The sequence below is a fragment of the Pirellulales bacterium genome, assembly GCA_035533075.1.
Taxonomy (GTDB): domain Bacteria; phylum Planctomycetota; class Planctomycetia; order Pirellulales; family JAICIG01; genus DASSFG01.
In genome coordinates, this window is record DATLUO010000050.1 from 1 (window position 1) to 25,318 (window position 25,318).

The window sequence follows — 25,318 nt, forward strand, 5'->3', positions numbered from 1 at the left end:
CACGAGAACGTGAAGAAATTGATCGGCCGACTGATCGAGGCCTTCACGGCGGAATTGAACATTCCGCTCCGCAGTTTCGGTGCCACCACCTGGAAGCGGCGCGATATCGACAAGGGACTGGAAGCCGACGAGTGCTACTACATCCACAGCCACGGCCGCGTTTCCAGCCGACCCGAAGTCGACCTTGCCGAAGATCCTCCGCCCGACTTGGCGCTGGAAGTCGTTTTCACCCACGGCGACGTGAACAAGATGGCGATCTACGCGGCACTGGGCGTGCCGGAAGTGTGGCACTGGGAAGACGGCGAGTTGCAGACCCTGCGGCTCGACGAGGGCCGATACGCGCCCTGCGAAACGAGCTTCAATTTGCCGATGTTGCGAGTCAAAGACTTGGAGGAATTCCTCGATCCCATGCTGGCGCTCGACGAATCGGCCTGGATCAATTCCTTTCGCGGGTGGGTGCGCGAGCGGTTCCGCTGACGTCGAAGCCGCGGTTGGGCCGGGCAGAAGGCAGGTGGCTTTGTTCCGCGAACGGCCGACGAGGTCGAAACCGGGCCGCTCGATTCGATCTATTTGGCGTTGGCTGCCGAGCGCGGCCGCGGCTTTTCCTCACGACCGACGCGCCGCTCACGCGCTGCTGTCGCCGTCGAAGTACTGACGTGAGTCCAAAATCGCGTTCCCGCGACGGCCTGAGAAGGCAATCCTCCTGAACCCTGAACCCTGAACCCTGAACCCTCCCGCATGCCTCGATCCAAAGAACCCGATACCGAAGAGTTGCTGGCGCGGGCCAAGAAGGGCGACGAGCGCGCGGGCGTCGAGGCGATCGCCAGGCAAAGAGACCGCTTGAAGAGCATGCTGACGCTGCGCATGGACCGGCGGCTGAAGGCCAGGCTCGATCCGTCGGACGTCGTTCAGGAGCCGATGATCGTGACCCCTCGCGAACGACGCCAAAAGGGTGTTACCATGCATACGGGCCAAATGGCATAGCGGCAGTCAGGCTTTGCGGCACTTCGGAAACTTCACAACATGGCATCAACCAATATCGACAGTGAAATCTTAACACTGCCCGAGGCGGCCGCGTATTTGCGGGTCTCGGAAGACGAAGTGTTGGAGCTCGCCAAGCGCTCTGAGTTGCCTGGCCGAAAGATTGGCCACGAATGGCGATTCCTGAGGGAAGCACTCGGCGATTGGCTTCGCCGGCCGTCTTCCAAGGAGCGGCTCTTGCGTCATGCGGGAATTGCGAAAGAGGACCCATACATGAAGGCCATGCTCGAGAACATCTATCAAGCTCGCGGTCGATCAATGATCGAGGACGGTGAATGATTCTGCTCGACACCGACATGCTGTCGCTGCTGCATGCCGGGTTAGAGGCCAGCGAAGCGCTCCTGGCTGATCTGCACATTGTGCCCGCGACGAGCGACGCCGCGGATGAGTTTGAGCGGCTGCGGCTGCGGCGGCAACGGAAATTGAAGAAGATCGGGAGACGCGACCTGCTGATCGCCAGCATCGCCCTCGCACATCGCGCGAAACTGATCACGCGGAACCTCAAGCACTTTCGCCAAATCGACGGCTTGACCGTAGAAAACTGGGCTGATTGACCCCATTTTCTGAACCCTGAACCCTTTTCTGACCCTGGATCCTTGCATGTCTGAACGGCCTGGGAAGGCCATCCTCCTTGCGAACCCTCAACCCTTGCGCGGCCGTCTTCCTCTCTGAACAAAAAGAAGGTCGCTGCGCGACAAGCCGAAGCGGCGATCAATCGCCGCACTCCAAAGAGACGATGCCGAAAGCCAAAGACCCCGACACCGAAGAGTTGCTGGCGCGGGCCAAGACGGGCGACGAGCGCGCGGGCATCGAGGCCATCGCCAGGCAGCGAGAACGGCTGAAGACGATGCTGGCGATGCGCATGGACCGGCGGCTGAAGGCAAGGCTCGATCCGTCGGACGTCATTCAGGAATCGATGATCGTAGCTTCACAACGCTTGGCTGAGTTCTTCCGGCAAGAGAACGTGTCGTTCTACGTCTGGCTAAGGTCGCTTACGTTCGAGCGGCTGATCGACATGCAACGGGCACACCTGTATGCCAAACGACGTAGCGTGTCGCGCGAAGAACGCAGCGTACTGAGCTTGCCCGACGAATCGGTGGCCGAGCTGGCCAGCCGGCTGGTCGACGTGGCCGCCGACCCGCGGGCGGGCCTGGTGCGCGACGAGGTGCGTACACGCGTGCGAAACTCGCTGGAACGGCTTTCGCCCGACGACCGCGAAGTGCTCGTGCTGCGGCACCTGGAAGACCTTTCGGTGGCCGAAACCGCCGGCGCCCTGGGAATCAAGGAAAGCGCGGTCAAGATGCGGGCGCTGCGGGCACTGAAGAAACTCCGCGAGCTGTTGCAAGAATAACCGCTTCACCGCATCAATCCACGCCGGCCAAGTAGCCCGTCCCTTCGTCGGGTGTAACTCCGACGATGACTTGCACTTGCCGCCGTTCCTCCTTTGTCAGGTGGTCATCGATGATTTGGCCGATCAGGTTCTGACGATCGATGGTCTCCATGCCGGAGAAACGGTCGGACGTGATGACCCCGATGATGCCGTCATGGTCGTCGAGCTTGACCGTAGCCGGCGCAGGGAAGCGTTTGACCAGCATTTTTTCCAGTTTCCGCACGAGCGGTGATTTCACAGTTGCCATTGCACCACGCCTTTGTCGATGAATGTCTGAGCGGAGCTCAAGAACCGCCGAGTCTGCTCTTTCAAATAATCTCCCTTGATTTTCTGGTGGCCCGTAATCTCCTTCAAGTGCGACCGCAGCCGCTCCTCAGACGCGAAGCGGTAATTGTTGGCCCAAAGCTTGAAGACTTCATTCACGGCTATTCGCAGCGTTCGCAGGTGCGCGTCAATTTGGGCGTCGGTCCATTGCGCGGCCAGCAGCTTATCACGATCGACTCGCAGCATTCCGCTGGCCGCGAACAGGCGCAGCAAGTTGTGCTTCTCATCAAACACCGGATCGCGTCGGCCTTTGAAGGCCCTCAGAAGACATTCAACCGCTACGCCGCCGACATAGATGGCCAAAGCAAAGCTGGTGCCCTCCCGATAGAGCTGCTGTGCTTGTCGCATTCGCTGCGTTGCCGTCTGGAAGTAGTGTTCAGGTGGAAACTCCATAGGCCTCATCGAAGCTCAAATCCTTCTTTGCGATCGTATTCCGGTATTTTACCATATCGGCTCGCTACCACAAAGAACGTTTGCCGCCAGCGCCGCCAGCCGCCAGCACTCTTGCTGTCGGCAGGTTGCGAAACGCATCCGTCGCGTGCTACCCTGACAGCCGCTCTCCAATCGTTATTTCGTATCCGATCCTCCGGCCGGTCCCGTGTCGCTCACTCATCCCGCCGCTCTCGCCTGGCTCGCGCTCGCCGTCCCCATCGTGATCTTCTACATCTTGAAGATCCGTCTGCGACGCGTGCCGGTGTCGACCATTCTGTTCTGGCAACAGATATTCGAGGAGAAGCAGCCGCGGTCCCTCTGGCAGCACCTGCGGCACCTGCTGTCGCTGTTGGTGCAGTTGGCGCTCTTGGCACTGCTGGTGTTCGCGCTGGCCGAACCGTTCTTCCCTTGGGAAGCCGTCGACGCACGGCGGCTGGTGCTGGTGGTCGACAACTCGGCCAGCATGCGGGCCACCGACGTGGCGCCCAGCCGGTTCGAGCAGGCACGCGACCTTGCCCGGCGATACATCGACCGCCTGCGGCCGCACGACGAAATGGCCCTCGTCGCAGCGGGCACGCAGCCGCGCGTCGTCTGCGGCCTGGCCGCACACAAGCGCACCTTGCGGCAAGCGCTCGATGCCATTGAGCTGAGCGACGGTCCAACCCGCGTGGCCGAGGCCGTGGAGCTTGCCCGGCGACTGGTGTCCGGCGGCGAAAACGGCCGCGTGGTCGTGCTCACCGACGGCTGTTTCGACGGTGCGGCCGCGTTGTCGGAAGCGAAAGACGTGGAGCTGGCCGCCGTAGGCAGCCCCGCGGCCAACGTGGGCATCACGCGGTTTCAGGTCCGCCGCAGCTTGCTCGACCCGATCGGCTACGAAATCCTGGCCGAAGTGCAGAACGCCTCCGCCGAGCCGGCCGAGTGCCGCATGGAGCTCGATCTGGACGAGAACGTGGTCGACGTCGTGCCGCTGGCGCTCAAGCCGGGCGAAGTCTGGACGCACGTCTTCGAGAAGACATCGGCCGAAGGAGGCGTGCTGAAAGCCCGCATCGAACACGACGACGCCTTGGCCTGCGATAACCTCGCTTGGGCCTTGCTGCCGCGCCGCGAGCTGCTGCCGGTCACGCTGGTGACCGATGGCAATCTGTTTCTCGAAAAGGTGTTCGAGGCCAACCCGCTGGTTAAGCTGACGGTCGTGAAAAAGCCGCCGGCCCAGATCACGCCGGGCACCATTACGGTGCTTCATCGGCAGGTTCCCGAACGGCTGCCGAACGGCCCGGTGTGGGCGATCGATCCGGCCGGCACGTGCGACCGCTGGCAGGTGGGTGAAAAGCTGGAGAACCCGATCGTGACGACGCAAGACAAAGACTCGCCGCTGATGGCCCACGTGCGGCTCGACAACGTGCTCATGCCCGAAGCACGCAAGCTCACCTTCAGCGGGCCGCCCAAGGTGCTTGTGGGGGCGGTCACGGGCGAGCCGCTCTATGCGTACCTGGAACGCGCCGCGGGCAATGTGCTGGTGCTGTCGGTCAATCTCGATCAAGGCGACCTGCCCTTGCGGACCGCCTTTCCGATCATGGCCACCAACGCCCTGGCCTGGTTCGCCGGCCATCGCGGCGAGCTGCGCGAATCGTTGGCCAGCGGCGCGATCGCCGAGGTCGAGCTGCCGGCCGGCGGCGCTTCGAGCGTAACGACGCCGGCCGCGAAAAATTCGTTGCTCCTCGCTCCCAGCGGAAAACGCCGCCCGTTGCCGGCGGGTCTGACAAAAACGACCATCGGACCGCTCGATGAGTGCGGCCTGTGGCAGATTGTTCGGGCAAACGACGACGCGCCGCCGCCGCCCGAAAAGCCGGCCCTGGAGTTGGCGTGCAACCTGGCGAACCGTCAGGAGAGCGACGTGCGAACGCCGGAAGCACTGTTAGAGAAGCAGACGCCGGTGACGGTCGCCGCCGGATTCTTCCTGCGGCCAATTTGGTTTTATCTGATTGTGTTCGCCTGGTTGTTGGCGGCGGTGGAGTGGTATCTGTATCAGCGGAGGTGGATCAGTTGAACCCTTGGTGGCAACTCGAGCTGACCGATCCCGCCTGGCTGGCCGCACTCATCGCGTTGCTGCCCGTGGCGTATTATTTCGTCCGCAGCCTGGTCGATTTTGCCCGCTGGCAGCGAGTCACGTCGCTCGTGACACGCCTGGTCATTCTGCTGCTTCTGGTGCTCTCGCTGGCCGGTCTGACACTCGTGCGGCCAACGCACGAACAATACGTCGTGTTTGCCATCGACCAAAGCCTGAGCGTGGGAGATGAGTCGAAAAAGGAGATCGACGCCTTCCTCGAAAAGTCGCTGCCGCACCAAGGCGCCAACCGCGTGGCCTTCATGCCGTTTGCCGCCGCGCCCGGCCTGCCGAGCGACCAAGCACCCGAAGGCGAAGGGACGCTCGACCGGCAGGGCACGAATTTGGCGGCGGCCATCGAAGCGGCCGCCGGGTCGTCGCCCCCGTCCTACGTGCCGCGGATCGTGCTTCTGAGCGACGGAAACCAGACCGAGGGCGACGCCCTACGGGCCGCACTTCGGGCGGAAGTGCCCATTTCGACCGTGGCCCTGAAGACGCGCACCGATCCCGAAGTGCAGGTCTCGCACGTCAGCGTGCCGGCGCAGGTCCGCGAGGGCGAGCCGTTTTACGTCGAGGTGGTGATCGACGGCAATCATGACGACGAAGGGCTGATCGAGGTCTATCGCGGCGCGCACAAAGTGGTCGGCGAGCGCCGCAAGCTCGCGAAGGGCGAGAACCGGCTGCGGTTTCAGCAATCGATTACGGACGAACGCTTGGCTGAGTACACCGTGCGCGTGAGCGGATTAAAGCAAGACACGCTGCTCGACAACAACACCGAATCGGGCCTGGTGTGTACGGCCGGCAAGCCCCGCGTGCTGCTCGTCGAGAGCGACCCCAAGCTGGCGCAGCATTTCGCCTGGGCGATGGAACAAGAGGAGATTCAGGTCGACGTGCGGCCGCCGGAGGGCATGCCCGATGGCCTGGCCGACTTGCAGAACTACGAGCTGGTGATCCTCTCGAACGTGCCGGCCACGGCCCTTTCGCAGCGTCAGATGGAGATTGCCCGGACGTACGTGCAAGACCTCGGCGGCGGATTGATGATGCTGGGCGGCGAACAGTCGTTCGGGCTGGGCGGCTATTACAAAACCGTGCTCGAAGAGATTCTGCCGGTCCGCAGCGACTTCGAGAAAGAGAAGGAGAAGCCGAGCCTGGCGATGGTGCTGGTGATCGACAAGTCGGGCTCGATGGGCGGCGAAAAGATCGAGCTGGCCAAAGAGGCGGCCAAGAGCGCGGCCGAGCTGCTGGGCGGCGGCGACAAGCTGGGCGTGATCGCCTTCGAGGGCGACACCTTCTGGATCAGCGAGATGCAGCCGGCCTCGAACAAGGGGCGGATCATCGACGACATCAGCCGCCTGGAGGCGGGCGGCGGCACGAATATGTACCCGGCCATGGAAGAAGCCTTCGCCGCCCTGCAAAACACGGTGGCCAAGCTGAAGCACGTCATTATCCTGACCGACGGCATCTCGGCTCCCGGCGATTTCGAAGGCATCGCCAACGACATGGCCAGCTCGCGAATCACGATCTCGACCGTGGGCGTGGGCGACGGGGCCGACGAGCAGTTGCTGGAAGACATCGCCCGCATCGGCCAGGGGCGGTATTACTTTACCGACGACCCCACGAGCATCCCGCAGATTTTCGCCAAAGAGACGGTCACGGCCAGCAAGTCGGCCATCGACGAGCAGCCGTTTCTGCCGCAGGTGGTGCGGCCGACTCAGGCCCTGACCGAGATCGACTTCGAGGCGGCGCCGTTCCTGCTGGGCTATGTGATGACCCGCGTCAAACCGACGAGCGAGCTGGTGCTGGCCTCGGAAAAGGGCGACCCGCTCTTGGCCTGGTGGCGCTATGGGCTGGGCATGACGGTGGCCTTCACGTCCGACGCCAAGAGCCGCTGGGCCGCCGAGTGGCTGAGCTGGCCGGGCTACGGGAAGTTCTGGGCGCAGCTCGTGCGGCACGCCATGCGAAAAAGCGAAACCAAGGGAGTGCTGGTCGAGGTCAAGCAGCAAGGACGCCGGGCGACGGTCACCGTCGACGCCATCGACCCGGCCGGCCGCTACCTGAACCAGGCCGACACGGACCTGACGGTCATCGACCCTCAGCTTGGCAACCGCAAGTTGCCGATGACGCAAACCGCGCCCGGCCGCTACACCGCCGCGTTCGACGCGCCGCAGTCCGGGGCGTATCACCTGGAACTGGCCCAAAAACAGCAAGGGACAGTGACATATCGGCAGTCGCGCGGCTTGATGGTCGGTTATCCCGACGAACTGCGGCTGCGGCCGACAAATGAGGCGTTGCTCAAGTCATTGGCCGACGTGTCCGGCGGCGCCTTTAACCCGGTGCCCGGCGACGTGTTTGCCGAAACCGAGCGCACTGCCCAGCGCACCACGCCGCTTTGGCCCTATCTTTTGATGGCGGCGGCCAGCTTGTTGGTGCTCGACGTGGCCTTGCGGCGGATCGACCTCAATCGGGTGTTGAGCTGGATAGGACATAACTGACAAGTGGGAGCGGTTCGGATTGGTAATGTCGCTCAGTCGCAGCGTCGTAGCTGATCTGCTCGTGGTCGCCAAAGACGACTTTGAATTCGTCCTCCGTGCGGTGGCGAATCAGTGCTTCTTAACTCGAACCAGGTCACCCCGATACTGCCGATGCTGATTCGTCCGCTTTGCCGCCGTGACGTCCAGAAGTTTTGTTGCCGTCCGATTCCCCATCGCTGGCGAGATCTTGTTGTTCGACCATCCGCTGCCACACCTCCCAACGATGCACGGGGACATCAAGCGGCGCCTCAAAGCCAATTCGCACGCGGTCGCCTCGAACCGCGATAATGGTGACTTTGACCAGGCATGAATGGCCATCGGAGCTTGCCACGACCACGGATTCCTGAGATTTTCGCGATAAGACCAGCATTGCTGGATCCTCCATGTTAAGTTGGCTATTGTTGACCGTCAGAACCGCCGCCGCTCCAGCTTTCCGCCGGCATGCCATGGGCAAGCAGAAACACCTGAACGACGGTCCCCGACGCGAATGTCTTGACCACGATGCCGGTCGTCGGCTCGACATCGATGCTGGCCTCGGCGACGTCGACGCCGGTAATGCGCTTGATCTCCTTTCGCAGTGAGTCGCACGAGTCTTCGAATAGTCGCCGGTGGAGCTCCTGCACCTGGGCTGCACCTGTCGGGCTCTTGGCTAGCGCTCGTTCGGCAGGCGATAAGGCCTCGTGGAGCGTGACCACCACAGTGTCCTGTGCGAGCACCACGGTTACCGACTTGTGCGTGCGCCCGGTTCTCTCGTATTCATAGTCGCTGGCGGCGCGAGCGATTTGTTCCGCCATGCCTGGGTTAGCCTGTTTGACCACGGCGTGTGCCTCTCATTGACGATTCTCGTGTGTTTGCGAAACAAAAAAAGCCGACGTGGCCGAACACCCGGAGGTGTTCGACCACGTCGGCTTACTCTTAAACGAGCCCTCCGGCAAACGCCGGCTTGCTCTTCAATTAGTCATCCGACCAATCTTATATCGGCCTTCAGCCAAGCGCACTCGCTACGGGCTTGGACCGACCCATCCATTGTACGATGGCCGCCGGTCAAAGCAAGGCCACCATCTCTCAGGGCACGGCGTTGCGCCGGTGGCAGACCGCGCCGCCGACCGATACGATGATCGCACGCGGCGGATTGCCCATAAAACCTTGGGTCCGCTGCGACAATCCGGTTGAGTCATAGTCGTCGGGAGTTAAAGTGAGGCGTCGGGTGGTGCTCCGTTCTTCCACCGCCGTTGGCGATCGTCGGCGGGGCTTGCATTTCCGGGACGCCCTTAACCAGTGGGTGCCCGTCGTCGCACCGCGCGCGCTGGCCGCGAGCGTCTTTCTCGCTGGCGCCATGCTTCTCCTGTCTGGCGCCATGCCGGCCTCGCACGCACGGCTGCAACTTCTCCGTCGAGTGCTGCCGCTATCGGTGATCGAGTTGTCTCATTTCCTGGCCAGCATCGAAGGTCTGCTGTTGATGGTTCTGGCTCGTGGCTTGCAACGGCGGATCGACTCGGCCTATTACCTGACGGCACTGGTGCTGGTTTCGGGCGTCGTCCTGTCGCTGCTCAAGGGCATGGACGTCGCAGAAGCGCTCATTTTGGCTGTCATGCTGGTCGTGCTGCTGCCTTGTCGCCGTCACTTCTACCGCCAAGGCGTCTTGCTCACCGAACGATTTACTTTTCGCTGGTACGTCGCCATTGCGTTGGTTGTGGCCTGTGCCGTTTGGCTGGTGCTGTTCGCCTACGGGCAAGTCGAGTACAGCGACGAACTGTGGTGGCGTTTCGCGCTCGATCAAGACGCTTCGCGCTCGCTGCGTGCCGTCGCGGGCGTCGTACTGCTCGTATTTGTCCTCACAGCGACGGGCTTGCTGCGAGCCAAGCCGCGTCTGCCGGGCAAGCCGACGCCCGAAGACTTGCGGACGGCCCAAACGATTGTCGCCGCATCGCCCGACGCGTCGGCCAACCTGGCCTTGTTGGGCGACAAGCACTTTCTGTTCAACAAGGAACGGACGGCACTCGTCATGTTCGGCGTCGAAGGGCGCAGTTGGGTGTCGTTGGGCGAGCCCCTGGGCGATCCCCTGGCTGCCAAACAACTGGCTTGGGACTTCGTCGAGCTTTGCGACGCGGGGGGCCGCTGGCCGGTGTTCTACAAAGTCGACGAGGAACGGCTCTCGACGTACGTTGAAATGGGACTGACCGTCGTCAAGCTTGGCGAAGAAGCCCGGCTGCCGCTGGCCGATTTCAACCTGGAGGGGAGAGCACGCCGGCACTTCCGCGAGATCAATAACCATCTCTTGCAGGATGGTTGTACGTTTGAGATCGTCGAACCGGAGATCGGCAATGCCTTGTTGACTGAGTTAAAGGCGATTTCGGATGCCTGGTTGGCCGAACGAAATACCGCCGAAAAGGGCTTCTCGCTCGGTTCATTCGAGCCCGACTATGTGCGCCGCTTTGCGATCGCGCTGGTCCGCCATCGGGGTCGCATAATCGCATTCGCCAATGTCACACGCGGCTTCAACCGGAAGGAGCTTTCCGGCGAGCTGATGCGCTATCTGCCCGACGCACCGTCGGACGTGATGTCGTTCCTCTTTATCCAACTGATGTTGTGGGGCCGGCAGCAAGGGTTCGAGTGGTTCAACCTGGGCATGGCTCCGCTTTCCGGCATCGAAGCCCAGCCGCTCGCGCCGCTCTGGAACCGCTTTGCCGCGGCCCTCTATCATCACGGTGAGCACTTTTATCATTTTCAGGGCCTCCGCGAATACAAGGAGAAATTTCATCCCGTATGGCGGCCGAAGTATCTGGCGACGCGTGGCGGGCTCGCTTTGCCCGTTGTGATGGCCAACGTCGTCACGCTGATCTCCGGCGGCCTGAAGAGGTTGGTCATGCAGTAGCCGTGCGATCTTCGGAATGCCGTTGAGTCGTTGTGTCAGGTTGAACAGTCGAAAACTGGGGTGGCTATGCGCACCGCCGGCGAAGATTACTGCTCTGCTTCGACTGGTTCGCCCTCTTCCAGCGAACCGCTGTAAGAAAGCACCACAGCGGCATCTTCGCTCAGACCGCCCGTCACCTCGGCGCGAATGCCGTCGTCGCGGCCGATGCGCACGTGCTGTTTGTGGGCCACGTGGCCATGCACGACGTAGATCGTGCCGTCGTCCTGTTCGGTGCGCTCGTGCAGGGCCGCGGAGGGTATCGTGAGATGCTCGGTCGGCGGCTCCAGCAGAATCGTCGCCGCGCCATACATCCCTTCGCGCAACCTGCCGCTGGGATTCGGCAAGTCGATTTCCGCTCGCATGGTACGGTTCGCCGGATCTTCATACTCTGAAAACCGGGCGATGTTGCCGCGAAACTCCTCGCCGCCGAGCGCATCGACCCGCACTACCGCCTCGTCGCCGCGGTCGAGATACGGTACATCCATGTCGCGCACGTAGACGACCACGCGCATCACGTCGGTGCGTGCGACAGACAGCAGGGGAGTCGTGTCTCCTTGGTCGGCCGAACGAATGAAGGCGCCGCGGTGGTAGTTGCGATTTGTGATCACGCCGTTGTACGGCGACGTGACCTGGAGATAATCAGCCTTGATCTGGGCGAAAGTTTCGGCAGCTTCTTTGACGCGCTGATTGGCCCGCGCCGAGGCCAGGCCGGCTTTTGCCCGCACGACTTCGGCGATCGCTCGCGCCAAGTCGGCTTCGGCCGTTTTGACGGCGGCCTCGGCCTCTTTTTCGGCCGAGATGGCCGATTCGTATTCCTGCTCTTTTTCGTCGGAGAGTCGATAATCGATGGCCCGTTTTCGGACCAGTTCTATGAAACGCACGTACTCCTTTTCGCGGAACTTACGCGCGGCGGTATACTTGCCCACATGCGCTTTCCGCTGGTTCACGACGGCCTCGGCGGCAGTGACATCGGCCTCGGCGGCGGTGATTCGGGCGGCGGCGAGCTGTACATCGGCCTTGGCCTCTTCGACCGCCGCGGCCGCTTGTTCCACTTCTTGCTGCCGCTCAGGATCGAAGATCTCGGCCAGAACTTGCCCACGCTCAACCCGGTCGCCAATATCGACCGCCTGACCCGTCAAATATCCGGAGGCTTTGGCGTACAGATCAGCATGTTCAAAGGCGTGCAAGACGCCCGGCTGAGTGGTGGTACGCGCCAGGCCGCCTTTCTGAGGATGCACCACCTTCACCTTCAACCTGGCGGGATCAACCGAAGTGGAATCACTTGAGTTGGCACCGGTTTGAGACCGGGTGGCCGAACCGCTCGCTCGCGATACCGAAGTGGAATGGTCGTCGCGGGCCGTTGCCAAGTAAGCGATGGCCGCACAGACGGCTGTGGCCAATACGACCGACAGTACCCACATCGACCAGCTGCGGCGGCGGGTAGCCGGCGAGGACCGATCGGCGTCGGTGCTCCTCTGGGGGCGAGCTGCTACGGACGGTACGAGGGTGCTTGCCGAGGCCATATCATCGGCCCTCCACGGAAGGATTACGTTGAGCCCGCGCATTATTTTCTTCTTTTTTGTCCGATCGCCCCTCGTGGACCATAATCGCGTAGAGACAAGGCACAACGAACAGTGTGGCCGGCTCGCCGGCGAGCAAGCCGCCGAGCACCGCGCGGCCAAGCGGCGCATTGGCCTCGCTGCCCTGCTCGAGGGCCAAGGCCGTGGGAATCATGGCGAAAAAGGCGGCCAGGGCGGTCATCGTCACCGGACGCACCCGCAGGCGCGCCGCCTTGCGAATCGCCTCAAAGGGCGAGAGCTTCTCGGTCTGTCTTAGTTCTTGCGCCACGTCGGTCATGAGCACTGTGTTGGCCACCTTGATGCCCACGCTGAAAATGATGCCCAACAGCGACTGCACGTTGAGGGAAGTGCCCGTAATGTAGAGCATCGGCAGTACGCCCAGCAGAATGAGCGGAACGCCCAACAGTACGCACAAAGGCACGACGAACGATTTATCCAAAGCCACCATCATGAAGTAGATCAAGATCGAAGCCAGCGTAAGTCCGACGGCCAAATCGCGAAAGGTCTGCTTCATGCGCGCGTATTCGCCGCTGAGCACAATCTCGGTGCCCTCTAAAACCTGCTTCTCGCTCGACGCCGGATCGTAGGCGTGCCAAGTCGTGCCCAACTCTTCGCTGCTCTTGTCCTTGTCTCCCTTGTGCTCGCCGAATTCGTCGATGATGCGATGCACGTCGTCGGCCACGTGGCCCAGATCGCGCCCCTCGACGCCGATGTTCAGATCGATCGACGGCCGGATATTGATATGCGTGATTTCGGGCGGAGAGGTGGTGCGCGTGATGTTCACCAGGTTGGCCAGCGGCACCGGCGCGGCGATGGTTTCCCGATCGCGAATCACCGGCGCGGTCAGTTCCGGCGCGCGGTGCATCGCTGCCCGGTGATCGAGTTTCCATTGGTTGACGCCGGTCACCGGAATGTCGAGCAAAGTCTCTATCGATTCGACGTCTTCCTGCGGATATTGCACGCCGACGAAGTATTGATTGCCGCTGACGGAGTCGATCCAGAAGATGTTTTTGTTGAACTGGATGCTGGAGTTCAAGGCCGCGATCACCGACTTCATGACGTCTTCTTGCGATACGCCCAGATCGGCCGCCTTGGCGCGGTCGACCGCGATCTTGTAGGTCGGATAATCGAGGCGTTGCAAAATGCGGGCGTCGACCACGCCGTCGACCTCGGCCACCTTGCGGCGAATGAGATCGGCGATTTTGTGCGACTGCTCTTTCTTCTTGCCGGTCACCCGCACGTTGATGGGCGTCGTCTTTCCTTCGTTGAGCGCGCTGCGGATGAGCCCGCCCGCGTTGAACGAAAACTCCAAATCGGCGAACTTTTTCATTTGCGCGAAGCCCTGGCGCAGCATGCGCACGTAGTGCTGCGCGGTGTTGTCGCGTTCGTCGGTGAGCTGCACGCGCACGATCGCGTCCATCTTGGCGGCGTTTTTCGTGTAGCCGCTCGACCAGTCGGGCGTGACGCCGATTTCCGACAGAATCAACCGCAGGTCGGCCTGGGGTATCCTTCGCTTGATGTACTCCTCGACCTCGGCCACTCGGTCGTTCATCGTACGCAAGCGCGTGCCGCTCTGGCCGCGCACGTAAATCTCGAAGGCCCCAGAGTCGACTTCGGGAAAGAATTCGCGGCGCAACGGCAGCGCCAGCACGGCGATCACGGCCACCAGTAAGCTGTAGCTCACGATCACGGTCAGCCAGCGATGGGCGAGCACCCAGTCGAGCAGCCGGCCGTAACTCTCGATCCAATCCTCGATGCCTTGCTGCCACTTCTTGAAGCCGCGGTGCAAGAGGCCGCCGCGTTCCTCGTCGCCCTTTTCTTCTTGTTGCTCGGGTTTGAGCCAGGCTACCGCGCAGGCCGGTATCAGGGTGCGCGAGAGAATATAGGCCGTGGTCATGGCGAAGGCCACGGCCATGGCCATCGGCCGAAAAAGAAACGAAGTGACGCCCGGCATCAAGGCCAAGGGCGAGAGCACCATCAGCGTGCTCAGACTGGAAACCAACTCGGGCAACGCGACCTGGCTCGCGCCCTCAATGGCGGCCTCGCGCACCGGCTGGCCTTGCTCCAAAAAGCGATCGGTGTTTTCCAGGCAGATGATGGCGCTGTCGACCATCGGGCCGATGGCCAGAGCCAATCCGGAGAGCGTCATCACGTTGATCGTTTGCTGGCAAACGAACAACATTGCCAGGGCGGAGAGCACCGAGATGGGGATGGTCATCACCGCGATGGCTGTCATCCGCGGCCGGCCGAGGAACATCAGGATCACCAACGAGCAGAGAATCGCCCCCAAGGCGCCTTCCACGGCCAGGCTGTGGATCGACTGCCGCACATAGACCGATTGGTCCATGATCATTTCCAGCTTGATGCCGGGGCGCGTCAGGCGGCCCGCCATCTCGGGCAGTTTGGCACGCAGCTCATCGACCACCCTCACGGTGCTGGCGCCGCTCTGACGCATGACTGGAATATAGACCTGTTTCTTGCCTTGCACGCGGACGATCGTGGTTTGGATCATCGACGAATCGGTCGGCTTGGCGACGTCGCCCACAAAGCCGCGGTTGCCGTGCTCGGTGCGCAACGGGATGGCCGCCATTTCCTCCGGCTGCGGAAACAGCGAATTGCTGTCGAGGAAATAATCTTTGTCGCCCACGATCAATTCGCCGGTCGGCAAAAAGACGTTCGACGAAGCGACGGCGGACATCACGTCCAACGGCGCCAGCTTGCGGGCCTGCATCTGTTGCCGATCGAGATAGATCTGCACTGCCCGGATTTTGCCGCCGAACACCACGGGCGCCACCGCCCCGTGAACCCCCATGATCTGATTGCGCACTTCGTAACGGCCGACGTCGTACAGCGTCTTTTCGCCATATTGCGGGCTATCGAGCGCCACCATGCAAATCGGCGTGCTGCTGGTCGGATCGAACGAGAGCACCACCGGCGGCAGCGTGCCCGGCGGCATCATCGGCACCACCGATTGCGCCAGCGATTGCACCGTGGTGATCGCCTCGCCCCGATCCGTGTTGCCAAAAAAGTAGTTGTAAACGACGCTGGCCCCCAAAATGGAACGGGACTCTTGTCGCTTCAGTCCCGAGGCCATGTTTGTCCAGCGCTCGATGCGGTTGGTGATGTCCATCTCCACGTCCGAGGGCGGCATGCCGCTGTAGAACGTGAGCACCATCACCGCCGGGCTGTTGAAGACCGGCAAAATGTCCATGGGAATCTGATGAACGCTCAAGCCGCCCAACAGGACGATCGTCAGGGCGAAGACCGTGACTGCATGCTTGTTCTTGATCGACGCCAGGATCAATCCGCGCATGGCCGGCCCTACTTTCGTAAATTTGCTTGACGACGTTGCGTTGCGAGCCAGTCCTGGCCCATCTCGCGAGTCAGCCCTGCCAGGGACCCATCGATCACGCTTGGCAAAGGCGTGCCGGCTCGCTCCCGCTCAATCCCTCGGTCGACGAGACGCTTCGTCTCGCCGTCCCACTTGCCGCTTGCCAGCCCGTTGGCCAAGGCGGCATAGTACCAAACACGCGCGTCGTTTGGCCGCTCGTACTGCAAGCGATGGAGCAGCTCGCGGGCCTGCGCATAATGCCCCTCGCGGAACCGCGCGATTGCCAGCTTCAGCGTGGCCTCGTTCGCCGGATCGGCGTCCACGTAGCGGCCCGGCGCCGAAAAACCGCCCTCCGCCGGCGCCACCTTGGTCACGGTGGGCACGTCTTCGCCCGACACCTGGTCCTTGAGCGTCTTAAAGTCTTCTTTTAGGCTCGAAAATCGCTGTTCAAGCTGCCGCAGCTTGGAGGGCAGGTTCGCCACCGGATCGATGGCACGCTCGAGGTCGGTCATCTGCATCTGTAAAGTGTGCAACAGCGCCGGGGGCTCCTGCTGCGGTTGCGTGATCCTGTCGATTCGACTGCCGAGCAGATCGATGCGGTGGGCGAGATGCTCGAGTTCTTTCTCGAATGCCTGGGCGTCGGCGGCCGAGTTGAAGCCGGGAATATCGGAAGCTGAAACGCCGCCTTCGCTCGAGCCTTCCTCGGAACGCGATTTGCCCTCGCTTGAAATGTTGCCGCCCCCCTTAGTTCCACCTCCTTCGTTTCCATCTATCTCATCGCCCGCGTCTTTTTTGCCCGCCCCCTGGTCTTGCACGGCGGACTTCGCCGGATCGAAAAAGATCAAGTATCCCCAGGCGCCGGCGGCGCCACAAACGAGAGCCACGGTGCCGGTGATCAGAAGGGTCTTCCAGTTAGGGGTGCTGATATTTTTCTTCCCTGGGCCACTTTGATCGTTTTCAGATCCCTTTTTGTGATGGTTTTCGTTGTTGCAGTCCCTTTCGCCCTGGTGAGCTTGGCCCCGCCGCGTCTCGTTTTCGCGCTCTTGCCCAGAGTTCGTTTCGGCCGGTTTGTCGCGCTGTTGCTCGACGACGACGCCGGCGCCGGGTTCCGACGGCCGCCGCTTGGAATCGTTTTGTTCGCCAGCCATATATCACCCGTTAACAACCATCAGCGTGTGAGAGACCGGCGACAATAGTAAATTGCAGACTGCCTCGACGACGCTGTACCCGCAACGCTGATCGTCGCTCACTTTGCGAACGACGTGCCCAACGTTGCCTTTGACGACGCACGGTTGCGAATTAGACTACAAACCAGCGGTGTTCCGGCGGCTTCGTGGTCTGCGAAGTCATCCTGCACTCGCCTTCGCCCCGAGGCGTCCTTCACGCTCGGCGCGCTTGCGAGCGCGCCGCGCGCGGAAACGCACAGCGTGACGGCTGGACCATGAATCGTTTGGTCCGTGTGCGCCGCGCCCATTTCAGTCCGTCGGTGTAGACACCTTGTTAGAAACCACCGCCACGGCCGTACAACATCGAATTGCCGAAGGCGCCGCCGTAGCCGTAGGCCGGATAGCCGCCGCCGCTGTAACCGTATCCGCCGAGGTTGTTGTATCCGTAGAGCGGGTAGCCTCCGCCGTAATAGTTCAAGCTTCTGCCCAGACCGTAGGGGAGGCCGCCATAGGCCGTGGCGTAGCCGCCGTAGTACCGCGGATAGCCGTAGCCACCGGCATAGCCGTAGCCACCGTTGAGGTACTGATTCACCGCCGCGCGGGCGATGATCCTGCCGCCCTGGGCTTCCGCCGTGGAGGGAGTGAGGGCCAGCCAGCCGGCGATGCCCAACGAGATCAAAATACAGGTTCGTAGTCGATGACACATGATCGGTTCCTTTCAGAAGTAAATGTGAAGTTGGGGAAGGGCTTTTTGCAATTTGTCGACACCGGTTTCCGAGACCGGCGCACCGGCCAGATCGAGCGATTCCAATTCGGACATTCGCCGCAATTCTTCAAGGCCCGCGTCGGTGACTTGAGTGTGGCTCAGGTCCAGGTGCTTGAGGCCGGTCAACTTGCCCAGGCGCGCCAGACCGGCGTCGCTCACTTGACTATGGCTCAGCTCGAGGGATTCGAGCTTTTTCAGGCCGCCCAGATATTCGAGGCCGGCGTCGGCCACTTCAGCGCCCAGCGCCAACGACCGCAGGTTGATCAGACCTTTGAGCTTTTCGAGGCCGCGGTCGGTGACGTGGCCCTGGGCCAGGTGCAGATCGCGGAGATCGCCAAACGCCGCCAGGTGCTCCAACCCTTCGTCGGTCACGTAGGGGCCGCTGAGGCGCAGCGACTCGAGGTGCTGAAAGCCTTTCACCTGCTCCAGGCCGGCACCGGTGACTTGCGTGCCCGTCAGCGACAGCGTCTCTAGTTTAGTCAGCCCGCCGAGCTGCCTGATGCCCGCGTCGGTGATCTGCAGACCGGCCACGATCAGCGTATCGAGCTCGCTCAAGCCTTTCAGATGGGCCAACCCCTTGTCGCTGATTTGATAGCCGTGCAGCGACAGGGTTTGCAGGCTCGTCAAGCCGGCCAGCGAAGCCAGTCCTCGATCGGTGATGTTTCCGCCGGCCAGCACCAAGTGCTCCAGTTGGGTGAGGGGCTTGAGGTGTGCCAATCCGGCGTCGCTGAGATGGTCGCCTTCCAGCACCAACGTCTTGAGCGCGGGCAATTCCGCGAGCGCCTCCAGCCCGGCGTTCTCGACCCGCGCGCCGCGCAGGTCGACGGCTTCGAGTTGGGCAAGGTCCGCGAGCCATTTCAGTCCGCTGCCGGTAACCTGCGTGCCGTGCAGGTGCAGCGACTCCAGATTCGACAACCCGGCTAGGTGCTTCAAGCCGGCGTCGGTTATCCGCGGAGTGTTGAGCACCAGTGCCTTGAGGTGTTTCAAGTTTTTGAGCGACGCCAAACCGGCGTCGTCGATCTCATAGCCGACGAGATCGAGCGATTTGAGCTTGTCGAGCTTGGCCAGACATTGCAAACCGGTGTCGGTGACCTTCGCGCCGACGAGCACTAGCGTTTTCAGTTCCTTCTGTGAGGCGAGCATCTCGAGTGCGGCGTCGCTGACCTGGGGACCACGCAAATCGACGGCCACGACCGGGCTGCCGGGTCGCTGTTTGTCGCGGTGGACGTAGCCGCCCAGCTTCTTGATTTCGGCCTGGAATTGATCTGCTTGCCCGGCGACGCCTTTGCGTTCATCCGCCTTCAGCGGCAGTCGCGTCAAGAGCGAAAGTGCCGCTACGAGTAATAGGGTAGTGCGAAGTCTCATGGACTCCTCCTTGAAGGAAGTGGTGGTTGGGGGTTGTCGGTTCATACGTCATTGTTTAGGGTGCCACGGTATCGCGAAGACGGGCATGGCCTGCTTCGACGGGCTGGGGCGCCAGACGACCATTGCCACGATGCCGCCCGCGGGTGACCGTGCGTAACGCGTCCATGACCTCGATCGGTATGGCAAGCAGCACGGTGTTGGAAGCCGTCGGTCCCAAGCCGTCGATGGTCTGTAATGTCCTAAGCTGCATGGCGCCAGGGCTGGCCGCCATCGTCTTGGCCGCCGCGGCCAGATTGGTCGAAGCCTCGCGGTCGCCCTCGGCTTTGGTGATGGTGGCCCGCTTCTCGCGCTCGGCCGATGCCTGTCGCGACATCATTTTTTTGAGTTCCTCGGGCATGTCGATGTCCTGAATCCGGATGCCCGTAACCTCCAGGCCCCAGCCCACGATGTCTTTCTCGACGTTCTTTCCGATCTCTTTGCCGATCGCCTCGCGTTCGACCAGGAGTTGATCGAGGGTCATCTGGCCGATCACGTCGCGCAACGAGGTTTGCGCGTACTGCGCGATGGCATGACGATAATCTTGCACCTTGATGACCGCATCGGCCACGTTATCGACCTTGAAGAAGAACACGCCGTTGATGGTCACCGGCACGTTGTCTTTGGTGATGACTTGTTGTGCAGGAATATCCGTCACGCGAATGCGGATATCGACCATTCGCACCTGATCGACCAACGGGATCACGAAGAACAGCCCAGGGCCGCGCGTGCTGTGGTACTTGCCAAGTCGAAACACCAGCCCTTGCTCCCACTGGGCGGCCAATTTGATGCTCGACGAGACGGCGGCGGCGGCCACGAACCAGACGACAGCCACCGCGATGCCCGCGATCGGATTGGCCAACGCGATCAGCAACGCGAACGCCGCGCCGATGAGAAGCAGAACCGCGAACGCCAGACTCGAAATGTAGTTAATCATAAAAGCTCTTTTTGGGTTTCAATAGGGATGCATACGTTTGGCGACCTCCAGCAGGTCGGCCGCCAGATTGCCAAGCTCACTGCCGACGGGCACAAAGACCCCGAATCGACCGAACGCCAAGCAATTTTCGTTGCGCGAAATGAGCACGTTGTCGGGCACGGGCGCCGTATACCTGCGGTCCAGCTCAGGCGCACAGTCGATCCATAGCCGGCCGCTGAGCATGAACGTTCTGCAAAGCGGCAGCGAGCTCACTTCGTTGTCTCCATTCAGCAAGAAGACATCGATGTTGGCATCCGTCACGTCAGCCAACGTTGTCTTATTGAAAAATCGCACGCACTACCTCCTTGGCTGCGAAGATCGGGCGTCGTCCTCCGCTCGACGATCGAAATCTGCCAAGCCGAGCAGTTTTCAAGTCTCACCCGCGTCGGCCCACAGCGGCGGCGACGATACGGACGGAGGCGATGTCCACACGGCGCGACCGCAACGAGCACAATAATGAAGCTCCTTGCTCGCTCCTCCAGGGAGCGTTTCGCCATAAGCGGCGGCCAGGCACAGATCGTGGTGGCCGCGGAGCAAGCACATCAAACGTTCAAACCACATCGAAGTCATGACCGGTTCCTTTACACTCCAACTTCGGCCGGTTCGCAATGAACCGCGGTTGTCTTGGCTTGAGTCTGCCCCAGGATGTTCCTGGCCCGTTCGACCTCGTCGGCCGTTCCGTGGGCAACCAGTAGAAGCTTGCCGTTCTTCACCTCGGTCTCGTACTGCACGACGCTGTTCTTTGGAATGCCGATGCTGTAAAGTCCGGCGCCGAGCGCGGAGAGCCCGCCCGTCACGACGGCGCCCTCGAGCGCTCCGACAATCCACCCCACAAGTGGCCCGGCCACGAGCAGTTGACCGACGCCGGGCACCCAGAAGAAGGCGGAACCGAACAACAGCCCCCAGAAGCCGCCCCAGAACGCCCCCAGCTTGCCCCAGTAGGCCATGCGGTCGCCGGCGGTGTAGTAGCCGACGACGTGCTCTTCCGTGTGATAGTCCTTGCCGACGATCGACAGCTTCTGCATGTCAAAACCATCTCGCTGCAGCTCGCGGATGGCGTTTTCGGCCTGTTCGTGCGATTCATAGACCGCGACGACGGAGTTCGTGTTAGACATTTTGAGTTTCCTCCCATTACCTTTCGTTGTTTCATAGCGAAACAAAAAAAGCCGACGTGGCGGAATACCCGGAGGTGCTCCACCACGTCGGCTTACTCTTAAACGAGCCCTCCGGCAAAAGCCGGGTTGCTCTTCAACTAGTCATCCGACCAACTTTGAATCAGCCTTGAACCAAGCAGTTAGCTACGGCACTCGGCTGACGCGTGCATTGTAGGGGAACCGGCGAGTAATGCAAGGTACTAACCGGCTGGATTGCATCATGATCCCGATGCCTCGTTCGGGCTGGGATTGTGCCAACAGCCGCTTGAAGCGATGATCGCGTCCGCCTCTTTCGGTCCCCAACTACGGCGTTTGTAGGGGCGGGCCCGGTGGTGGGTCTTCAGCACGGGATCGACCACCGCCCAGGCGGCCTCGACCGCGTCTTCGCGGGTGAAGAGCGCTCCATCGCCGGTCATGGCGTCGCCCAACAGCCGCTCGTAGGGCGATTCCTCCCCGGGGCGTTCTTCAAGCAGGAAGAGCTCACGCTGGTCCCCGACGAACTCCTTGCCGGCGAGTTTGACGCGCGCGGCGAGGGCGACGGCTGAGCTGGGCGAAAGCCGGAAGCGCAAGTAGTTGGCCCGGCCGCACGTCGGCGCTGAGTCGGCGAACAGCCGCTGCGGCGGCGGCTTCAGCTCCACCAGGATCTCGGTCGCGGTTTCGGCCAGGTATTTGCCGGAGCGCAGGTACCACGGCACCCCTTCCCAGCGCCAGGAGTCGATGGACAGCCGCAGAGCGCAGAACGTCTCGACGTCGGAGCTCTTCGCCACGTCGGGCTCCTTCCGATAGCCGGCGTACTGGCCGCGCACCAGGTCGTCGGGCGTCAGCGGGCGCATGGCTTGAAAGACCTTGACTTTCTCGCTGTGTACGGCCCCATAGTCCCTGTCGGCCGGCGGCTCCATGGCAAGCAGCGCGACGACCTGGAAGAGGTGGTTCTGCACCACGTCGCGCAGGCAGCCGGCCGTTTCGTAAAACCCGCCGCGGTCCTCCACACCGAAGTTCTCGGAAAGGGTCACCTGGACGCTGGCCACGTAATTACGGTTCCAGATCGGTTCCAGAAACGTGTTGGCGAAGCGGAAATAGAGGATATTCATGATCGCCTCACGCGATGTCAGTCCGCCAACGGGGAAAGAAACGCGTCGGGCTGCCACCTGGCTGCCGCATCACCCGCGGAGCTTCTTGATAAAACGCTTAAAGACGTTGATCGTGAAAATGAATGCCTTGAGGCCCAGCCCGATCAACGCGGCGCGCCACGCGTAAGGCCAAAAAAGAGCGACGATTCCTCCCGTGGCCAAAAGAGCGCCCAGCATCAATAAAAACCTCTGGAAACTGCCGGTGCTTTCGGCTTCACGCTGCAATTGCTCGAACTGCTCGGCGGAGGATTCATCATCGATGGCGATGGCGTCGGCCTGAACCGCGAGGCGGAGGAGGATCTGGGCGCGTAGCACCGTTTGGCTGAGACCCATCGCGAAGCACGCCAAGGCCAGGAAGATCGGCGCTCCTACCCAAAGGTCGAGATTCGCCGCGAGCAAAAGCCACACGCCGCCTGCGATCAACCCCAGAAAGACGATCGCCAGCAGACGGTCGGACTGGGCGTCGAGCCGAATCGCATTCTGGGTGCAGTCGAAGTGCAACCGGTCCAGTGCGCTCTCGTCTTCGAGTTCCTCGACGACCCGTGTCGCGGCGTCCGCCCAGGCCATCGGACGGTGCTGCTGTTGCCGCTGCCTTTTTTTTCGCATTTCCGCATCCTTACGTCCATAACGCGCTCTCAAACGGAGCGTGATCGCAGCCAGCATACCACGTCACGAGCCACGTCGTCGAGGGACTCGCGCCGCGGGCCGCGACATTCGAACCACTTGCGGCGTCTGCGCGATGTCGGCATCGGGCAGCGGACTGAGGCAGTCGTCCCGCGCAGCTCGCGCAAAAAATTGCCCAGAGAGATGTGCCCGACCGCCCCATTCGCGTCACCGTCATCTCGCACCGCCTTTCGGATGGCGCGAGGGCAATCGGTTTGGCGCAAGAATTCATCGGCGAGCCGCTCGCCGAGATCCGTTGAGTCGCCTTGATTTTCTCCTGCCGTTCTCGTTGGCGGCCATGTTGGACACCCTCTTCTGGTAAGCCAGCGTTAACCAGACGACCGCGGCCTCGCTTAGAGTTGCCACGAAAGCAGCGGCATTGGTCGCTGGTTGAGTTTGGGCCCAAAAACGCTGGTGCGCAAAGCCACGAACCAGGTGGAGGTCATGATTACGTTGGCCATGGTGGCGGGGGGCTATGCCTTGGCGGGCGCCCTGGGCGTTTCGGGACCAATCGCAATGGTTGTCGCGGGGCTGTTCATTGGCAACCGCGGCCGCGCCCTGGCCATGTCGGAGTTGACGCGCCATCGGCTCGACGTCTTTTGGGAGCTGATCGATGAGATTCTGAACGCCGTCTTGTTCGTGCTGGTCGGCCTGGAGCTGGTCACCCTGAGATTTACCGGCACGCCGATCTTGGCCGGGCTGGCGATGGTGCCGGTGGTGCTTCTCGCCCGGCTGGTGTCGATCGGCCTGCCGCTGGGGCTGCTGAGCTATTGGCAGCGCATCAGTCGGGCGACGATCTACGTGCTCACCTGGAGTGGCCTGCGCGGTGGCATCTCGCTGGCGCTGGCACTGTCGCTGCATGGGCATTTCCGGGCGGCTTCCCTGCCCGACGTGGTGCTGCCCTTGACGTATATCGTGGTGGTTTTCTCGGTCGTGGTTCAGGGGCTGACGGTGGGCCGCGTCATCTCGCGGGCGATGGCAGTCGAGGGCACGGCGCCGCTCGCCGAGGAAAGTGTTGACGCCGCGAGCGGGTAGCATCTGACGGCAAAAGACGCCCCTGCCGCCGAACTGGGGGTCTTTCCAACCGAGAATCAATCAACGGCCCGTCGTCTCTGTTGTTGGGCCTGCGCGCTCGGGAGTTTCACGTTCCAGGCGAGTCCCAAGCGGGCGAGCGCCCAGATGACCCAGTAACTCATGTCGATTTGCCACCACCGCAGTCCATGGCGGGCCGAAGTCGGGAAGGCGTGGTGCGTGTTGTGCCACCCCTCACCCATGGCCAACACTCCGAACACGGCGTTATTCCGACTCTCGTCGTTGCTGCGGAAGGGCCGCAAACCCCACAGATGGCAGGCCGAATTGACGCTCCACGTCACATGATGGACGAGAAAGACGCGAACAAGTCCTCCCCAGATCAGCCCGCTCCAGGCGCCGGCCCACGTCCTCGTAATCAGCCCGCCGAGGACCGCTGGGATCAAAAGGCCGAGCACGGCCCACAGGGGAAACAAGGCGCTGGCAACACGTAACGCCTGACTCCCACGCAAATCTTCCACGTAGCGGTCTAGTTCGGGCGGATCGGGATCAAACAGCCAGCCGATGTGCGCGTGCCACAAGCCTCCCAAGACGCCAAGCACGCCTCCGCTCCGGCCCTGCGGCGAATGCGGATCGCCCAACTTGTCAGAGTGCTGGTGGTGTACCCGGTGCATGGCAACCCATTTCAAGAGCGGCCCCTCCACCGCCATCGAGCCAAGGACGGCGAATACAAACTTCACCACCGCATTCGTCTCGAACGACCGATGCACGAACAGCCGGTGATAACCGACCGTGATCCCGAAGGCGGTAAGCACGTACAGGCCCAGCAGGAGGCCCAAATCGGTCCAGCGGAATCCCCATCCCCAAACCACGAAGGGAGCCGCAATCACGCCCAGCAAAGGCACGATGATGGCAATCAGGGCCGCCACTCGCACGCCCAGCGAAATCCGACGCGGAGCGTCGGCAGCGTCGGGCAATTCGGCGCTGGGATTGGCCACCGGCAATGCCGTCGTTTCGTCTGCGTTGGATGGGCCGGTCACGGTGATCTCCTTTCTGGAAGTGAAGCCGGTATTTTGTTGAGAGCGATCCAGGATCCGAAAGTGCAAATAGTGAGCCCCTAAAAAACTCGGATTCGACATCGACCGAACACAGCGGAAACCGTAGCTTCGGCTGCCTCAGTGACTATGATTCTTCGCCGAATGATACTCTTGGCGAATGTGCTCGATATCGACCGAGGGCTTCGGGAAGGTCATCTTCAGCCCTTCCAAGTGCTCCACGACGATGCGGGCCACCGCCAGGTTCCGGAACCATTTGTGGTCGGCGGGAATGATAAACCAAGGGGCATGCTCGGTGCTGCAATGGGAGAGGGCATCCTCGTACGCGGCG

General features: G+C 61.9%; 25 protein-coding genes. 9 read left to right on the forward strand and 16 right to left on the reverse strand.

Annotation, left to right across the window (positions count from 1 at the left end; translation table 11 throughout):
• From VNH11_06360 to VNH11_06380, 5 genes are all read left to right on the forward strand, one after another.
• Positions 1–477: Uma2 family endonuclease (locus VNH11_06360; protein ID HVA45993.1), on the forward strand; the 477-nt coding region annotated here is incomplete at its 5' end.
• 261 nt (positions 478–738) lie between these two features.
• Complete coding sequence (locus VNH11_06365; GenBank protein ID HVA45994.1) at positions 739–984, forward strand: hypothetical protein; 246 nt, start codon at positions 739–741, stop codon at positions 982–984.
• Positions 985–1,023: 39 nt separating this feature from the next.
• Positions 1,024–1,320, forward strand: a complete 297-nt coding sequence (locus tag VNH11_06370) for a helix-turn-helix domain-containing protein (protein ID HVA45995.1) — start codon at positions 1,024–1,026, stop codon at positions 1,318–1,320.
• Positions 1,317–1,595, forward strand: coding sequence for a type II toxin-antitoxin system VapC family toxin (locus tag VNH11_06375; protein HVA45996.1), 279 nt, complete (start codon positions 1,317–1,319; stop codon positions 1,593–1,595). The genes VNH11_06370 and VNH11_06375 overlap by 4 nt, the downstream gene beginning before the upstream one ends.
• Positions 1,596–1,777: 182 nt before the next feature.
• Positions 1,778–2,392: a sigma-70 family RNA polymerase sigma factor gene (locus VNH11_06380; GenBank protein ID HVA45997.1), complete on the forward strand. Its 615-nt coding sequence runs from the start codon at positions 1,778–1,780 to the stop codon at positions 2,390–2,392.
• Positions 2,393–2,405: 13 nt separating this feature from the next.
• On the opposite strand, the gene VNH11_06385 is transcribed toward VNH11_06380, so the two are convergent.
• Together VNH11_06385 and VNH11_06390 are read right to left on the reverse strand one after the other, a co-directional pair.
• Entirely contained in the window at positions 2,406–2,678 is a 273-nt protein-coding gene (locus VNH11_06385; protein HVA45998.1) for a hypothetical protein, read from the reverse strand.
• Positions 2,666–3,148: a hypothetical protein gene (locus tag VNH11_06390; protein ID HVA45999.1), complete on the reverse strand. Its 483-nt coding sequence runs from the start codon at positions 3,146–3,148 to the stop codon at positions 2,666–2,668. The genes VNH11_06385 and VNH11_06390 overlap by 13 nt, the downstream gene beginning before the upstream one ends.
• Positions 3,149–3,353: 205 nt before the next feature.
• On the opposite strand from VNH11_06390, the gene VNH11_06395 reads away from it, so the two are divergent.
• Positions 3,354–5,234: a VWA domain-containing protein gene (locus VNH11_06395; GenBank protein ID HVA46000.1), complete on the forward strand. Its 1,881-nt coding sequence runs from the start codon at positions 3,354–3,356 to the stop codon at positions 5,232–5,234.
• Positions 5,231–7,783 (forward strand): FixH family protein, encoded by a 2,553-nt coding sequence (locus VNH11_06400; GenBank protein ID HVA46001.1) that lies wholly within the window; start codon positions 5,231–5,233, stop codon positions 7,781–7,783. Before VNH11_06395 ends, VNH11_06400 begins: the two co-directional genes overlap by 4 nt.
• A gap of 133 nt (positions 7,784–7,916) precedes the next feature.
• Here VNH11_06400 and VNH11_06405 read toward each other — a convergent pair whose 3' ends face one another.
• Positions 7,917–8,192 (reverse strand): carbon storage regulator, encoded by a 276-nt coding sequence (locus tag VNH11_06405; GenBank protein HVA46002.1) that lies wholly within the window; start codon positions 8,190–8,192, stop codon positions 7,917–7,919.
• A gap of 25 nt (positions 8,193–8,217) precedes the next feature.
• Positions 8,218–8,616, reverse strand: coding sequence for a Na-translocating system protein MpsC family protein (locus VNH11_06410; protein HVA46003.1), 399 nt, complete (start codon positions 8,614–8,616; stop codon positions 8,218–8,220).
• 416 nt (positions 8,617–9,032) lie between these two features.
• On the opposite strand from VNH11_06410, the gene mprF reads away from it, so the two are divergent.
• A complete protein-coding gene (gene mprF / locus VNH11_06415) occupies positions 9,033–10,697 on the forward strand; it encodes a bifunctional lysylphosphatidylglycerol flippase/synthetase MprF (GenBank protein HVA46004.1) in 1,665 nt (554 codons plus the stop codon).
• Between the two features lie 86 nt (positions 10,698–10,783).
• Here mprF and VNH11_06420 read toward each other — a convergent pair whose 3' ends face one another.
• The 10 genes from VNH11_06420 to VNH11_06465 all read right to left on the reverse strand — a co-directional run bounded on the left by VNH11_06420 (position 10,784) and on the right by VNH11_06465 (position 22,903).
• Entirely contained in the window at positions 10,784–11,974 is a 1,191-nt protein-coding gene (locus VNH11_06420) for an efflux RND transporter periplasmic adaptor subunit (protein HVA46005.1), read from the reverse strand.
• Between the two features lie 286 nt (positions 11,975–12,260).
• Positions 12,261–15,629 (reverse strand): efflux RND transporter permease subunit, encoded by a 3,369-nt coding sequence (locus VNH11_06425; GenBank protein ID HVA46006.1) that lies wholly within the window; start codon positions 15,627–15,629, stop codon positions 12,261–12,263.
• Between the two features lie 8 nt (positions 15,630–15,637).
• Entirely contained in the window at positions 15,638–16,795 is a 1,158-nt protein-coding gene (locus tag VNH11_06430) for a tetratricopeptide repeat protein (protein HVA46007.1), read from the reverse strand.
• 352 nt (positions 16,796–17,147) lie between these two features.
• Positions 17,148–17,519 (reverse strand): hypothetical protein, encoded by a 372-nt coding sequence (locus VNH11_06435; GenBank protein HVA46008.1) that lies wholly within the window; start codon positions 17,517–17,519, stop codon positions 17,148–17,150.
• 12 nt (positions 17,520–17,531) lie between these two features.
• Complete coding sequence (locus VNH11_06440; GenBank protein HVA46009.1) at positions 17,532–18,944, reverse strand: hypothetical protein; 1,413 nt, start codon at positions 18,942–18,944, stop codon at positions 17,532–17,534.
• Positions 18,945–18,999: 55 nt separating this feature from the next.
• Positions 19,000–19,917 (reverse strand): SPFH domain-containing protein, encoded by a 918-nt coding sequence (locus tag VNH11_06445; GenBank protein HVA46010.1) that lies wholly within the window; start codon positions 19,915–19,917, stop codon positions 19,000–19,002.
• A gap of 18 nt (positions 19,918–19,935) precedes the next feature.
• The gene (locus VNH11_06450; protein HVA46011.1) at positions 19,936–20,250 is read right to left on the reverse strand and encodes a hypothetical protein; all 315 of its coding nucleotides are present in this window, start codon (positions 20,248–20,250) and stop codon (positions 19,936–19,938) included.
• Between the two features lie 287 nt (positions 20,251–20,537).
• A complete protein-coding gene (locus tag VNH11_06455; GenBank protein HVA46012.1) occupies positions 20,538–21,071 on the reverse strand; it encodes a general stress protein in 534 nt (177 codons plus the stop codon).
• A gap of 257 nt (positions 21,072–21,328) precedes the next feature.
• Positions 21,329–22,201, reverse strand: coding sequence for a hypothetical protein (locus tag VNH11_06460; GenBank protein ID HVA46013.1), 873 nt, complete (start codon positions 22,199–22,201; stop codon positions 21,329–21,331).
• A gap of 69 nt (positions 22,202–22,270) precedes the next feature.
• The gene (locus tag VNH11_06465) at positions 22,271–22,903 is read right to left on the reverse strand and encodes a hypothetical protein (GenBank protein ID HVA46014.1); all 633 of its coding nucleotides are present in this window, start codon (positions 22,901–22,903) and stop codon (positions 22,271–22,273) included.
• A 414-nt stretch (positions 22,904–23,317) separates the two neighbouring features.
• Here VNH11_06465 and VNH11_06470 point away from each other — a divergent pair, with 414 nt between their 5' ends.
• Positions 23,318–23,938, forward strand: coding sequence for a cation:proton antiporter (locus VNH11_06470; GenBank protein ID HVA46015.1), 621 nt, complete (start codon positions 23,318–23,320; stop codon positions 23,936–23,938).
• A 56-nt stretch (positions 23,939–23,994) separates the two neighbouring features.
• On the opposite strand, the gene VNH11_06475 is transcribed toward VNH11_06470, so the two are convergent.
• On the reverse strand, positions 23,995–24,972 hold the full coding sequence (locus VNH11_06475) for an acyl-CoA desaturase (protein HVA46016.1): 978 nt from the start codon (positions 24,970–24,972) through the stop codon (positions 23,995–23,997).
• 135 nt (positions 24,973–25,107) lie between these two features.
• Positions 25,108–25,318, reverse strand: a 211-nt coding sequence (locus tag VNH11_06480; GenBank protein HVA46017.1) for a hypothetical protein, incomplete at its 5' end; no start/stop codon positions are given.

Coding starts and splice junctions, on each gene's coding strand:
- VNH11_06365 (HVA45994.1), top strand. CDS start 739: ATGCCTCGATCCAAAGAACCCGATACCGAAGAGTTGCTGGCGCGGGCC.
- VNH11_06370 (HVA45995.1), top strand. CDS start 1,024: ATGGCATCAACCAATATCGACAGTGAAATCTTAACACTGCCCGAGGCG.
- VNH11_06375 (HVA45996.1), top strand. CDS start 1,317: ATGATTCTGCTCGACACCGACATGCTGTCGCTGCTGCATGCCGGGTTA.
- VNH11_06380 (HVA45997.1), top strand. CDS start 1,778: ATGCCGAAAGCCAAAGACCCCGACACCGAAGAGTTGCTGGCGCGGGCC.
- VNH11_06385 (HVA45998.1), bottom strand. CDS start 2,678: ATGGCAACTGTGAAATCACCGCTCGTGCGGAAACTGGAAAAAATGCTG.
- VNH11_06390 (HVA45999.1), bottom strand. CDS start 3,148: ATGGAGTTTCCACCTGAACACTACTTCCAGACGGCAACGCAGCGAATG.
- VNH11_06405 (HVA46002.1), bottom strand. CDS start 8,192: ATGCTGGTCTTATCGCGAAAATCTCAGGAATCCGTGGTCGTGGCAAGC.
- VNH11_06410 (HVA46003.1), bottom strand. CDS start 8,616: ATGGCGGAACAAATCGCTCGCGCCGCCAGCGACTATGAATACGAGAGA.
- VNH11_06425 (HVA46006.1), bottom strand. CDS start 15,629: ATGCGCGGATTGATCCTGGCGTCGATCAAGAACAAGCATGCAGTCACG.
- VNH11_06430 (HVA46007.1), bottom strand. CDS start 16,795: ATGGCTGGCGAACAAAACGATTCCAAGCGGCGGCCGTCGGAACCCGGC.
- VNH11_06435 (HVA46008.1), bottom strand. CDS start 17,519: ATGTGTCATCGACTACGAACCTGTATTTTGATCTCGTTGGGCATCGCC.
- VNH11_06440 (HVA46009.1), bottom strand. CDS start 18,944: ATGAGACTTCGCACTACCCTATTACTCGTAGCGGCACTTTCGCTCTTG.
- VNH11_06445 (HVA46010.1), bottom strand. CDS start 19,917: ATGATTAACTACATTTCGAGTCTGGCGTTCGCGGTTCTGCTTCTCATC.
- VNH11_06455 (HVA46012.1), bottom strand. CDS start 21,071: ATGTCTAACACGAACTCCGTCGTCGCGGTCTATGAATCGCACGAACAG.
- VNH11_06460 (HVA46013.1), bottom strand. CDS start 22,201: ATGAATATCCTCTATTTCCGCTTCGCCAACACGTTTCTGGAACCGATC.
- VNH11_06465 (HVA46014.1), bottom strand. CDS start 22,903: ATGCTGGCTGCGATCACGCTCCGTTTGAGAGCGCGTTATGGACGTAAG.